General features: G+C 34.1%; 10 protein-coding genes and 1 other annotated feature. Of the genes, 5 read left to right on the forward strand and 5 right to left on the reverse strand.

The genetic code is table 11. The features are described from left to right. Positions 1 to 264: 264 nt before the first annotated feature. Genes ACTQ5K_RS15825 through ACTQ5K_RS15835 form a run of 3 tightly spaced genes read left to right on the forward strand, consistent with a single transcriptional unit; the run spans position 265 to position 2,911 of the window. Positions 265 to 735, forward strand: a complete 471-nt coding sequence (locus ACTQ5K_RS15825; protein WP_251627434.1) for a type IV pilus modification PilV family protein — start codon at positions 265 to 267, stop codon at positions 733 to 735. Between the two features lie 13 nt (positions 736 to 748). Further along, the gene (locus ACTQ5K_RS15830) at positions 749 to 1,204 is read left to right on the forward strand and encodes a PilW family protein (RefSeq protein WP_251627432.1); all 456 of its coding nucleotides are present in this window, start codon (positions 749 to 751) and stop codon (positions 1,202 to 1,204) included. Positions 1,205 to 1,222: 18 nt separating this feature from the next. Further along, the gene (locus tag ACTQ5K_RS15835; protein ID WP_251627430.1) at positions 1,223 to 2,911 is read left to right on the forward strand and encodes a hypothetical protein; all 1,689 of its coding nucleotides are present in this window, start codon (positions 1,223 to 1,225) and stop codon (positions 2,909 to 2,911) included. Positions 2,912 to 3,004: 93 nt separating this feature from the next. On the opposite strand, the gene ACTQ5K_RS15840 is transcribed toward ACTQ5K_RS15835, so the two are convergent. The 5 genes from ACTQ5K_RS15840 to spoVID form a co-directional block, all read right to left on the reverse strand. Beyond that, on the reverse strand, positions 3,005 to 4,720 hold the full coding sequence (locus ACTQ5K_RS15840) for a sensor domain-containing diguanylate cyclase (protein WP_441994059.1): 1,716 nt from the start codon (positions 4,718 to 4,720) through the stop codon (positions 3,005 to 3,007). 183 nt (positions 4,721 to 4,903) lie between these two features. Beyond that, entirely contained in the window at positions 4,904 to 6,205 is a 1,302-nt protein-coding gene (locus tag ACTQ5K_RS15845; protein ID WP_235247749.1) for a bifunctional folylpolyglutamate synthase/dihydrofolate synthase, read from the reverse strand. A gap of 149 nt (positions 6,206 to 6,354) precedes the next feature. Next, a complete protein-coding gene (locus ACTQ5K_RS15850; protein WP_235247750.1) occupies positions 6,355 to 9,000 on the reverse strand; it encodes a valine--tRNA ligase in 2,646 nt (881 codons plus the stop codon). Between the two features lie 65 nt (positions 9,001 to 9,065). Further along, positions 9,066 to 9,293 (reverse strand) — a binding site (T-box leader). A gap of 161 nt (positions 9,294 to 9,454) precedes the next feature. Then, positions 9,455 to 10,516 (reverse strand): spore coat protein YsxE, encoded by a 1,062-nt coding sequence (ysxE, locus tag ACTQ5K_RS15855; RefSeq protein ID WP_441994060.1) that lies wholly within the window; start codon positions 10,514 to 10,516, stop codon positions 9,455 to 9,457. Positions 10,517 to 10,755: 239 nt separating this feature from the next. Further along, positions 10,756 to 11,928 carry a stage VI sporulation protein D gene (gene spoVID, locus ACTQ5K_RS15860; RefSeq protein ID WP_035416366.1) on the reverse strand — a complete coding sequence of 391 codons (1,173 nt, stop codon included), beginning with the start codon at positions 11,926 to 11,928 and terminating at the stop codon, positions 10,756 to 10,758. Between the two features lie 310 nt (positions 11,929 to 12,238). On the opposite strand from spoVID, the gene ACTQ5K_RS15865 reads away from it, so the two are divergent. Both ACTQ5K_RS15865 and ACTQ5K_RS15870 read left to right on the forward strand, forming a co-directional pair. Further along, positions 12,239 to 12,988, forward strand: a complete 750-nt coding sequence (locus ACTQ5K_RS15865; protein ID WP_235247773.1) for a polysaccharide deacetylase family protein — start codon at positions 12,239 to 12,241, stop codon at positions 12,986 to 12,988. A gap of 10 nt (positions 12,989 to 12,998) precedes the next feature. Further along, positions 12,999 to 13,964: an ABC transporter substrate-binding protein gene (locus tag ACTQ5K_RS15870; protein WP_031537068.1), complete on the forward strand. Its 966-nt coding sequence runs from the start codon at positions 12,999 to 13,001 to the stop codon at positions 13,962 to 13,964. The last annotated feature ends 14 nt before the right edge of the window (positions 13,965 to 13,978 follow it).

Raw genomic sequence — 13,978 nt, forward strand, 5'->3', positions numbered from 1 at the left:
CATAGGGAAGACCTCTTTTCTAGGATTGGTTGTGGTGACTTAATTCTACCAAGAGAAGGTCTTCCTTTTTACATGGAAATTTTCATTTACACAAAATATTTTATACTCTCTCCAATGCATTTAGTCCTACAATTTTTCGTTTTTTCTTATCCTATGTATTGTATAATAGAATCAATTATTTTAAAAGAATAGGTCAAAAGTTTCACATAATATTTTTCTTATACTTTCTATTTTAAATTTCCATCTAGGAGTGGAGGCAAAAGCATGCCATTTAAGCGTTTCATACAAAATGATAAAGGCATTTCATTAATAGAAATTTTAGTTTCGATTGTTTTATTAAGTATTCTCATTACGTCCTTTCTCACTTTTTTTCCTCAAGTATCTTCCTTTAATCAGAAGACAGATGAGAAGTTAACAAGTGTTACACTAGCAAAGAGTTGGTTAGTCCAAGCTCAAAATAGTGAAAGTACTTTACATAAACAATTGATTAATCTAACAGATAATCCATCTGCATCCATAAATACAAGCGATTTAGATTTATTAACAAATATAAATCGCAATTCAGATGTTATAGAATTAATCTTTAAAGAAAATAACTATTTTATTCATCTTTATCTATTTTACCGGGAGGAAACATTAAAGGGAGCAAATACGCTTTATAAAATACGGATTGACGTTTTTGATGAACAAGATAAATTAAACAGCAATATATACGGATATATTACGAAAAAATAAAGGGAGAAAAAAGATGTCGATTCAAAACGAAAGAGGACTTACTTTAATTGAATTGCTAATTTCTATTGCACTCGGTTCGATTGTGCTAGTCCTTATCTATCAGTTCTTTTTTCAAGGAATTCACTTCTCGAAAGTAGTCAATGATAAAACCTTATTACAGCAAGAAGCGAACTATATGGTTTCAAGTATGACAAAAATACATCAGACTTCTGATTCGTATTCTATTACATTTGATCAAAATCCAAATGCTTCGTATATTACGGTGGATGGGAAGCAAAAGATTACCTTTCAGAATAAAAAATTTCGATATGAGCTGATGAGTAGAAATGGAACAAATAATACCTATATTCCTAATTCATTTACTGTTAATCCTCTCAAAGAGGATGTCATCCTAACGATTAAAATTACGAGCAAAGATAAGGAAAACCAAACCTATCAAACAACCGCAACATTATCACGATTAAAATAGAAAGGAGGGAATTTGTCATTGCGTTATTTTAACGAAAAAGGAAATACACTTATATTGATTCTTGTCCTTATATCCGTCTTTAGTATTCTTTATATCTCTATTGTTGGTGTATCGATTACTAATTCTAAACAGATTACGATAACAGAAGATAATGCACAAGCTGTTTCCATTGCCGAGATGGGAATCACCTATTATAAAACAGCCTTATACAATAAAAGTAGCGAAGTAAAAGCAAATAGTGCTTTTAAGGATAGTATCAATCAATCGATTTCAAAACAAATAAGTGACACATTCGGAAAAATTACAGCTAATAATAAGGAAGCTACAGAAGCAGAAATCAATAAATCCGCTTATTTTAATAAATTAACTGCAATTGCTTCCAATCAATATATGGAGAAAATAAAAACGGAACTAGAAACAATAAATCGCACCTTTTTTCAAAACGTAGCTGTTTCTGTTGATAGTTCGGCGGGGAGCTCTTTTATTATTTCAAATATAAAGCAAACTAGTAATCAGGATGGGATTACCTATACATTTGATAGTAAAGGAATCGATGGGGATAAAGAAATCACATTATCATCGGTCTTTACCATTCCAATAAAACTTGATCCCATTGTATTGGAAGCAGAAGCTAGTACAGAAACAGGAGATGGTACTAATGAGGGCAGCACTGACACATCAGATGACCAAGCCACTGTAAAGACAGGTTTGACTGGGAACGATATTCCAGACCCTGGAGTATTGACAGCTTGCGTAAGTCCTATTCCAAATAACTATCAATTCAATAACAACTGTCAATATAATGAAGATACTACGATTACAAAAAATACAGATATAATAAGTACAATTTTAAAAACAAGTGGGTCATTAACTATTTCTTCTAACGTTAATCAGTTTTCTAATTCCACCATTTATACAACTAATAATTTGAATGTTACTGGAAATTTAAATGGGATTTCTTCAATTAAAATTCATGTAGGTGGAGAGGCGAAATTTAACAATTTAAACAGTTCCTTAAATAATTCAATTATTGAAGTAGCAAAGGATGGAACTTTCGAAAACATTAGTACAATTGACTCCTCTATTTATGTTGGTGGGAAAGCTACGTTTAGAAATGGAAATAGCTTCACAAAAACCAAATTAGAAGTAAAAGGTGATTTTGAAAGCAAAAATTGGAATAATACATCTGATAGCATTATTTCAATTGGCGGCACGGCAGAGATCGATAATATAAATAGTTCCTTTAGTAATACAGTTCTTTCAATAAAAGGAAAAGCAACTATCAATCATATTAATAACCCTGGAGATAATAGTATAATTAGTATTTTAGGGAATGCTACCATTTCGGTTATAAATAACCCCTCAAAAACAGCTATTTATATTGGTGGTGATGGAACAATTAACGATATAAATATGGGCAATGATTCAAAAATATGCGTAAGAGGCACTATAAGTATCCCTAGAAACTTTAATCTAAATGGAAATGGCAAAGTGTATGCTTCGGCAATATCTTCAGATACAAATAACAACAATAGAAGTAAAATTGATACAAATCCCAATAATTTTGCAACGAATTGTAATAGTGGATTTAGCGATGGGGATGAAAATGATGGAGGAAGCAATACACCAGAAACTGTTTATATACCAGCGATCGCTAATGATTTACGAGTAGAGGATAGTGAAATTAATGTCGATTATTATTATTAATTTCAAAGTATCTTCCCTATTTTAATAACTGTAAATGTAAAGAAAAAAGGAGATTGGTTTAGTCCATTCTGCCTTTTTCTTTTTTTATTCCAGTCATTTCACATAACTGCTAACACGGTTACGCCCTGCTCTTTTTGCTCCCACATATAATGCTCTATCTGCATGTCGAATCAATGCCAACGACTCATCAGCATCTTTTGGAGCATATGCTAACCCTAATGAAGCTGTGATATTTACATTTTTTATTTTTTGACAATCGTCTATATTTTGTTGAATAACAAAGGGTCTAGATGCAATCATCTTGCGGATAAACTCAGCTAGATCAAGCGCTTCTTTTTTTGCAATATTGGTCAGAAGAATCACAAACTCTTCTCCTCCGTATCTAGCAACAATTCCGTGGTCACCAATAAGCTTTTGAATTCTTTTAGCAAAAGCTTTTAAAATTTCATTTCCTGCCTGATGACCATATTGATCATTTATCGATTTAAAATGATCAATATCTAGCATAATCAGCGCAAGATTGTCCAATTTCTCCTCATTAAGCTCCTTGAACTGGTCACTTAATAGCTTTTCGAAATAGCGGTAATTATACAGCTTGGTTAAAGCACATTTCTCACTATTTTCCTTTGTTTGCTCAAAGTACTTTGCATTTTCTAGCGCAATGGCAAATTGGGTACATAAAAGATCCAATACCATTAATTTTATATTGGCAAATGCCTTCTTTTTTTTACTTCCCAATAATAATACACCAATCACATTTTTATTTTTAATGAGCGGCATGCATAATACACTTTGAATTCCTTCAGGCATATAGCCCTTATTTACATTCTGCCAATCTTGCTTAGAATGAAATACACTTGATTTCTGGGAGGCTAACACTCGACCACATATGCCCTCGTTTTCATGCATCACTTCAGAAAAAATTGGTAGCTTTTCCTGTTGCTCCACACGCGAAATCATTTCTAATTGATTATTAGCATTTACTTGATGGATAAACACAAAATCAACTTTAAATAACTCATATAGCTTTTCAATAAAAAACTCAACTGTTTCATTCACATACAAGTTTTGAGAAAGTTGATGTCCAATTTCTGCTGTTTTTCTTAAATAGTCATTGGCAGTTTGACTTGAATGATACAGCTTTAAAATGAGCGATAGGCTTATAAAAGGCACACCTATTAGAAGTAATGCAGCTAGCCCCACATATTGATACATAATATATAACGCAATACCTACTGGATAGGTAATAACCGTTGTGAATATTTCCCATATTAAATCTTTTTTAATGAAACGCTCTTTTCTTTTATAGATAAAACGGTCTATCAAAAAGATTCCCAACGTATTAAGCAACAAATAGGAAACAAGATACAGACTTATCAAGACAAATAAATGGAAATTGAAAGCTAAATCGAATCCATGTTTTCCTCCAAAACTATAGTAGATAATTCCACTAAAAAAAGAGACAAGAAAAAACATGATTGAATTCATAGGCAAACGAAAAAGTGTCTTTTTATCCAACTTCGCTTGATATAATACTGCTATTAACGCAATTTGAACGAGGATAATCTCAAAAAATAATCCGAATATTAGAAAAACAGATAATGTCGCCCACTGTAAGAAAAATACCGGCGTACCATTTATGATCATTGGCATACTCGCAACAACTGTCATAAATATTAGAAATGCAAGAATCTCCCATTCATTCCCCCGAATTTGCGGAGGATAGATATTATGAGAGAACCATAGACCAAAAGGGAGAAGGAATATCCAAACTGCCCATATTATTTTTTTATAGCTTGGTTTTACCATTCTCTTCCCCCTTCTTTTGAACCAATATATTCGTATTGCAAGTATAATAGGTATTCATTTTGTTATAATATATCGTTAAATAGAGAATATTTTACCATATTCTTAAAATTCCCACATTTCAAACCTGATAAATATATACTACCCTTTTCTTTCCTAATAATCTAGATATTTTTTTTGATATAGTTATTTCTTGAAATTTTTCCAAAATGTCTTAACTTCTGAAATAAAATACAAGGACCCAGTTATAAGGAGCATCTCATCCTTTTCAATGTTTTCCATATGTTCAAGAATTGCTTTTTTCCAGTCAGTGTTTTGGTACTTGAATGGATGGTTACTTTCTTTATATAATGTGCGGCAATCGGCAGCTCTTGGATAGTCAAATGTTACAAAGGTAATCGTTGAAGCAACTTGATCAAGTTTAGTGATCATTTTATCTGTTTTTTTATCAGAGAGTGCTGCAAAAATAATTTTTTTCTTCTTCCCTTTATAGCGATTTACTAATACATCCACTAATGCCTCTATTCCTTCTTCATTATGTGCACCATCTAATACTACTAGGGGTTCTTCTGAAATAATCTCAAATCTTCCTGGCCATCGAGACAGTAATAAGCCCTTTCTAATACTTTCATCATTAATAGAAACAAATTGGTCACGTAAATGCTCGGCACCTATTACTGCCAATGATGCATTTTCTATTTGATGCTTTCCAAACATTGTTATTTGCAAATCCTCCCATTTAAAAAATGGAGACATTAAGTTAAAAGATTCCGTTGTAGACTTCGAATGATAGCCAGCTATCGTAAAATCTTTATCCAATAAGTAAATTGGTGCTTCCATCTTATTAGCCTGTTTTACAATGACAGCTTGCGCCTCTTTTTGTTTAACAGCCGCAATAATAGGGGTGTCCTTTTTTATAATTCCAGCTTTCTCAAATGCAATTTGTTCATAAGTGTCCCCTAATATTGCTGTATGGTCTAAGCCGATACTTGTAATGATAGAAAGTAGCGGGGAGATGATATTGGTTGAATCGAATCGACCTCCTAATCCTACCTCATATATAACGATATCCATTTTATGCATATAAGCAAAATAGTAGAAAGACATTGCAGTAATGATTTCAAATTCGGTTGGACCGCCAATTTCCATTTTGTCCATTTCTTCCACAATCGGATGCAATTTATTTGCTAATGTGAGAATTTCTTCGTCGCTAATTGGTTTTCCATTCACACTGATTCTCTCATTGAATTGTTCTATGTAAGGAGATGTAAAGGTTCCAACTGATAATCCTGCTTGTTGAAGAATATTTCTTAAATAAGTAACGGTAGACCCTTTTCCATTTGTTCCACCTATATGAACTGTTTTTATCTGTTTTTCTGGATGATTTAGCTTTTCCATCATCATTTCCATTCTAGTTAACCCAGGCTTTATTCCAAAACGCAAACGAGAATGAATCCAATTTAATGCTTCTTCATAACTATGAAACATTGCTACACCCTCTTTTATGAATAATGATTGTTATGATCATCTATACTTACCTTTATCCAGTATCATCTTAAAAAGTAACTGCTTCATCCATAGAAGAAGGGTGCCTCAAAGGTTTGGATAGTGGAGACACCCTTCGTTCTACTATGAAATTAACCTTTTAATTCATTTATACGTGCTTCTACTGCTGCACGCTTTTCTAAATAGTCTTTCTCTTTTGCTTTTTCTTCGTTAATCACCTTTTCTGGCGCTTTTTTCACGAAGCCTTCATTGCTTAATTTCTTTTGAACACGTTCTACTTCTTTATTCCATTTCTCTAGCTCTTTATTTAATCGAGCTATTTCTTCTTCCATATTAATTAAACCTTCTAAAGGAAGAATGATTTCAGCACCTGTTACTACAGCTGTCATCGCTTTATCCGGAACAGCAATATCTGTATCGATACTTAATGTTTCTGGATTACAGAAGCGCTCAATAAAAGATTTATTTTCAAGGAGCGTAGCTTTTACCTCTTCATCTTTAGCTTTTAATAAAATACTGATTTTCTTGCTCATTGGTGTATTAACTTCCGCACGGCTATTACGAACAGAACGGATAATCTCCACAAGCAATTTCATATCATTAGCAGCCTTCTCATCTGTAAACGCAGGATTTACCTTTGGCCATTTCGCAATGGTAATCGATTCGCCAGCATGCGGAAGGTTTTGCCAGATTTCTTCTGTGATGAATGGCATAAATGGATGTAATAAGCGCATTGTATTATCAAGAACATACGCTAAAATCGAGCGAGTTGTCAATTTTGCCGTTTCATCTTCACCATATAATGGAAGCTTCGCCATCTCAATATACCAGTCACAGAAATCATCCCAGATAAAGTTATAAAGAACTCTTCCTACTTCTCCAAACTCATAGCGATCAGATAGACGTGTTACTGTTTCAATTGTTTCATTTAATCTCGTTAAGATCCACTTATCTGCAACTGATTTTTCGCCTGATAAATCAATTTCATCATAAGCTAAACCATCCATATTCATTAATGCAAAGCGGGAAGCATTCCAAATTTTATTTGCAAAGTTCCAAGTTGATTCAACCTTTTCAATGCTGAAGCGCAAATCTTGACCTGGTGAGCTTCCTGTTGATAAGAAATAGCGTAAGGAGTCTGCACCGTACTTAGCAATAACATCCATTGGATCTACACCATTTCCTAGTGATTTACTCATCTTACGTCCTTGCTCATCACGAACAAGTCCATGGATCAGTACATCTTTAAATGGTCTCTCTCCAGTAAATTCTATCCCTTGGAAAATCATACGAGATACCCAGAAGAAAATAATGTCATATCCAGTTACTAATGCAGCAGTAGGATAATAACGCTTATAGTCCTCTGCCTCTGTATTTGGCCAATTTAATGTAGAGAATGGCCATAACGCTGAACTGAACCATGTATCTAATACATCTGTATCCTGCGTCCAATTTTCAATATCTGCCGGCGCTTCATGGTTTACATAGATTTCTCCTGTTTCTTTATGATACCAAGCAGGAATACGATGCCCCCACCAAAGCTGACGAGAAATACACCAATCGCGAATATTTTCCATCCAGCGCATATAAGTGTTTTCAAAACGATTTGGCACAAAGTTTACTTTTTCTTCTTCTTTACCTTGTAATGCAATTGCTTCATCAGCCAATGGCTGCATTTTAACAAACCATTGAGTAGATAGATATGGCTCTACTACAGCACCGCTTCGCTCTGAGTGTCCAACTGAATGCATATGCTCTTCAATTTTGAATAGTACGCCCATTTCCTGTAAATCTTTTACGATTTGTTTACGGCATTCGAAACGATCCATTCCCTCATATTTTCCTGCACGCTCATTCATTGTGCCGTCTTCATGCATTACAAGAATTCTTTCTAGATTATGACGATTACCAACTTCGAAATCATTTGGGTCATGGGCAGGAGTCATTTTAACAGCACCTGAACCGAAATCCATTTCCACATAATCATCTGCAACAATCGGAATCTCTCTACCTACTATTGGCAAAATTACTTTCTTGCCAATTAGATGTTGGTATCTTTCATCTTTCGGATGGACAGCAACACCTGAATCGCCTAGCATTGTTTCTGGGCGAGTTGTTGCTACTTCAATATAACCAGATCCATCTGCTAAAGGATATTTCATATGATAGAATGCACCTTGTACATCCTTGTAAATTACTTCAATATCAGAAAGAGCTGTTTTGGTAGCTGGGTCCCAGTTAATAATATATTCGCCGCGGTAGATAAGCCCTTTCTTGTATAAAGAAACAAACACCTCGCGAACTGCTTTTGAAAGACCTTCATCAAGCGTAAATCTTTCTCTAGAATAATCTAAGCCTAATCCTAATTTAGACCATTGTGCACGAATATGGCTTGCATATTCCTCTTTCCATTTCCATGTTTCTTCTACAAATTTTTCACGGCCAAGATCATATCTGCTAATCTTTTGGGCACGAAGCTTTTCTTCTACCTTTGCTTGTGTTGCAATACCTGCATGGTCCATACCAGGTAACCATAATACATCATAGCCTTGCATTCTTTTCATTCTTGTTAAAATATCTTGTAATGTTGTATCCCATGCATGCCCTAAATGCAATTTACCTGTTACATTTGGAGGCGGAATTACGATTGTATAAGGATTTTTCCCTTCATCTGGCTTTGCCTCAAAAAACTTGCCTTCTAACCACCAATCATAGCGACCCTTTTCAATACTTGCTGGATCATACTTTGTCGGCATGGAGATTTCTTTCATTTCCATCCTAATTTCCTCCTAATCTTGTTCCTTTGTCCTTTTTAAAGCAAATAAAAAAACTCCACTCGTCTGAAAAGGACGAATGGAGTTTGTTCGCGGTACCACCTTTTTTCCAACACAAAAAGTGCTGGCTCTTTCAAAGATGATATCGGATACTGTCCGTCTTTTACTAATAAGCACACCGTTCGCAAAAGAAGCTCGAGGGCTACCTTCCAATGGGTTGAATAGAAATCTCGCAGCAGATGATTTCCTCTCTTTGAAACAACGTACATTGTACTACTCCCCGTCATTGCCTTAATAATTTATTTATATATGCTATACTACCGAAAAAAACTAATTCTCGTCAATAAGGATTGCCGATTTTTTTTCATTTTATTCCTATCTATTTTTTGTTTATCTTTAATATATGTGCCTGGGAAAAGATCGTTACAAATTTAGGAGCAAACAGAGACCCAAGATTTTAATCCTGAGTCTCTGCTTGTTCCGCTTGTTCTGCCGCTTCTTGCTGTGCTTTCTTTTGTCTTTCTATTTCATCTACTCGCATCACAACATATTCTGTATTTTTTAAAAGCCAATATTGTTTAAGTAGTTTTTGTGCATATTTGCGTTCATTGATCGCTTTCTTATCTGCTTTCATATATTTCTCACAAATACGAAGAACTGGTCCTGGATGAGCCAAATAACTTAAAAACAACAGCATTTCATCATATTTTAAAGGATTATGATTGAAATACGTATAAAGCCACTCAATACAGTCTTCATTTTGCTTAGGTGCTGTCCTCAAGGAACGGGACAGAAACGGAAGCAGGTCATGGCTTGCCGATCCATATCTAGCATTTTCAAAATTAGTAAAATAGCCATACCCTCTATCATCATAAAGAAAATGTTCTGGTGATATTTTCCCGTGGATAATGGCGACTCTTGCCTTTTCATCCTCTTTCGTTTCCTCATACCATTCCTTCAATTTAGTCTCTGAATAAATCAAAGCCTGCCGAATGTCATGATAATACATACAAAACATTAACTCAAACGGAGCCATATATTCTTTATTTTCACATTGCTCAATAAAACCAGCTAGAAACTCTTGTTCTTTCTCCATTTCTAATTGTGTATTCTCAAAATGCTCTTGTCGATCTTCCTTTTCAATTTTTACTTCTTTAGAACTTAAAATATGGAGCCTTGCTAGCTCTCGAAACATTTGTTGATGTTTCTTGAAATATGTTTCTCTTTCTTCATTTGGCAGCCAAGGCATTAAATAATACAATTGATTGTCATAAAGAATCGCATATCTTCCATCCACCGCTGGATATATTGGCACAATTCGATTATACCCTTTTTGATAAAGCATTCTTATATGACGTGTAAAATCAGCCCCATTATGAGGATCAATTCGTTTTAACGCAAAAGTACCTTTATTGCTATATATTTTGGCAACTTTGCCAAACTCTTCAACAAAATTCGGTTCTACTGCGTATGATTTTAAGATAGGTGAATATTTGTTTAATATATTTTTTTCATTCATATCCGCCCACACTTTCTTATCAAGTGAAAACTCCCATCCTTTTCTTATTTTCTATAGATGGTTAGCTATATAATTCGGGCATTTACCAAAGTGTCAAGATCGAATACTACCAAGCTCTTAAAATAATCTATTTTCTCTTTAACCCTTTAATCGATTTTCCCCCTCAAAAAACGATTGAACAAAGCAAAAAGAAAACAGTCAAGCAGGAAAAACCTCCTGCCTGCTCCAGTTTATTGTTCTTATTTCTCTACGAAATTTCCTGGTATATATAAAACTTGCCCTTCATAAACATCTTGATTTGCTTCCATTCTATTTTCTTTCAATAATGTATGGATATTGACATTATAACGATTACTTAACTTTTCTAATGTATCGCCTTGCTGAACAATACAAACTTTCACTTTTGTATGCTTCTCTTCTTCTTTTCTAGCAAAAAATTCTGTAAAGGTTAGAGATTTTGTTTTACTAAATAGCCCTTTTTTCTTTTTTGGTTCTTCATTAGGAGAAGATGATGATTCTTCTAATTTCTCTTCTTCCAGTAAAAGTTCTTCCTGCTTCGATTCAGATGAAGATTCTTGTTGTGGCTTTTTAAATACATCTTCTGCAGAATAGACATTTTCCTCACCTCTGAATAAAGAAACCTTCATCTCAGGTTCTGAAGAGGTAATCTCTTCTTCTCTAGTTTCCTCAGAAAAATAAGGTACTTTAGCATTTTCATTCGTACCCCAATCATCCTCTTCTTCTGGTGACTTTCTAACCTCAAGTTCGAATGGGGAATACAAATCATCGTCTTCTGCCTTCTCTTCACGCTGTTCTTCTAAAAGTGGACTGACATTTTGAAATGGACTAACAGCTATTTCAATAGGTTCTTCTATTGATTCATTTCCATTTTCATCCTCATCCACTGAACCTCGCCAAGCTAATTCTAGTTCTTCTTCTACATTCTCTTCTTCAACACTCTCTTCTTCATCACTCTCTTCTTCTTCAGAAGCAAGACCTGAAATAGTTAAATCTGCTGTCAAATTCAAACAGCTTCTTTCCGGGAAGACATAATCAAAAGTATCAATCTCAATTTCAACATCTTCAAGACTAGTGACTCTCGAAAGGGGCATGGTAATATCCACCGGAAAATGGTGTAAAAATTCACACACTCCTTCCTCTCTTTCCATTATTGAATGAATTAATTTAGGAGCCTTAAAAGCCTCCTCTTCTTCTTGTTCCCCTTCATTAAAGCGCTTGTATTCACCACTTAACTCTAAAGAGCCTTGAATGATAATATACTGATCGTTCTCTTGGATTGTTATATTGGGATCAAGTGAAATGGAAAGCAGATCCTCTACTTCCTGTCCTTTTTGAAACCAGACGGACTCTTCCAACGAAAACCGCAAAATAGACGAATTTTCTTGAGACAAAGCGACTCCTCCTCTCATTCCTTTCACGTATATATCACTATTGTCTTTAAAAACTTATGATTGTCTGTAACACTTTATGAATATTTCTTTCATTTGTTTGTCTTAACAATAGAGGAAAATAGACTATTTCCACTTGATTAATCTTATTTTTCAGAATTCATACACCAAATTGTTAAAACTAATTGCTTTTTCTAGCCCTTTTTTTAGTAAAGGTTTTATATAATAAAAGCAGATTTTACAAGTTATCAAAATTATTTAAATTGGAAATGTAGACCAATTTAGATTTTTTATCTAAAAAGGAGGATCTATTATGACTTTTCCCGTGCTAATGTATCACGAAATAAGAAAAGAAGAAGATTTTCATGCAACCGAACAGCATCCAATCGATGTAAAGCAAAATTATAAAGATTTCTTGCCTTCTCCACTTTTCATAACACTTGAAAAATTTGAACAGCAAATGGAGTATTTATTTATCAATGGTTTTCACCCTTTAACTCTAAATGAAGTAAAAGCATATTACGAAGGAGGTCCTTTACCGGAGAAATCTGTATTACTTACTTTTGATGATTGCTTTCAATCCATAAAGGAATATGCGTATCCAATTCTAAAAAAATACCAATTTCATGCAACAGCTTTTGTTGTAACAGGGTGGCTGCATGATAGTAAAAGACAATTTGAAAAAGAAAAATCTGTCTGCTTATCCATAAACGATTTAAAGGAAATGGCTGATGTTTTTGAATATGCCAACCACACTCATTGTATGCATGTCCGAACAAGTGAAACAGAAAGTTTATTAATGACATCTAGTAAAGAAGACTTTGCTAAAGACTTAGATGAATGTAATAACCATTCACTAATCGAGCATAAAAATGTATTCGCCTATCCATTTGGACTATTTAACGAATCCAATGTTTTAACTTTAAGAGAAAAAGCGTTTAAACTCGCCTTCACTTGTGAAAATGGTCACAATGATAGAAAAAATGATCCACTTTTATTAAAAAGAAATGCTATTCCCTATTTAATGGACTTAGAGACATTCAAAAAAATCATTACAAATTAGGAGAAAAAAGATGAAAAAAATAATGACGCTATCCTTATTAATCGTATTTGTTTTACTTTCTGCTGCTTGTGGAAAGACTGCTACAACCGAAACAGATAAAAACGAAAACAGCAACACAGAAAAAACATCTGGAGAAGAGCTAACCATCGGAATATTGCCGGCAGAATCGGCGATACCTATTATTTTAGCAGAGGAAAATGGATACTTTGACGAAGAAGGAATAGACGTATCCATAAAATCCTTTTCTTCGCCAACAGATCGAAATGTTGCAATTCAAGCGAATGAACTAGATGGTACAATCGCTGATGTGATGACAGCGGCAGCATTTATGGAAAATGGAATTAATATGAAGATTACTTCCGATATAAGTGAAGATTTTAAAATCCTCTCCTCTCCTAATTCAGGAATTACAGAGATGAAAGATTTAAATGGGAAAAATGTTTCGTTAGTGCCGAACTTTATCTTGGAATATATTATGGATGATTTCGCAGCTAAAGAAGACTTCACCTATAATATCGTGGAAATCCCTTCTTTTTCTGGTCGTGCAGAAGCGCTGATGGCAGACAAAGTAGATGGAGTTGTATTTACAGAACCACAGGCTAGTATGCTAGTTAGCCAGGGAGCTCACCTTTTAGGTAGCTCAACAGATGCAGGAATTAAAGGAGGGACGATTCTTTTTTCAGATGAAATGATTTCAACCAAATCAGCGGACATCAAAGCTTTTTATAAAGCGTATAATCAAGCAATTGACTATATGAATAATACGAAGGCGGAAGAATATGGAGATATATTAACTAAATATCAATTCCCAGATGCAATGAGCAACTATTTATCAACAAAAGATAGCTTTCCTTATGCAAGTATAGTTTCAAAAGATACCTTTGATTCGATTGTTCAGTGGACGAAAGATAAAGGGCAAATTACGAAAAACTATTCTTATGAAGATTTAACAGACTTCACATTGTTACCGAATTAAACCAAAAAGAGGCT

This window comes from Niallia sp. Sow4_A1 (assembly GCF_052116745.1).
Classification (GTDB): Bacteria; Bacillota; Bacilli; order Bacillales; family Cytobacillaceae; genus Niallia; species Niallia hominis.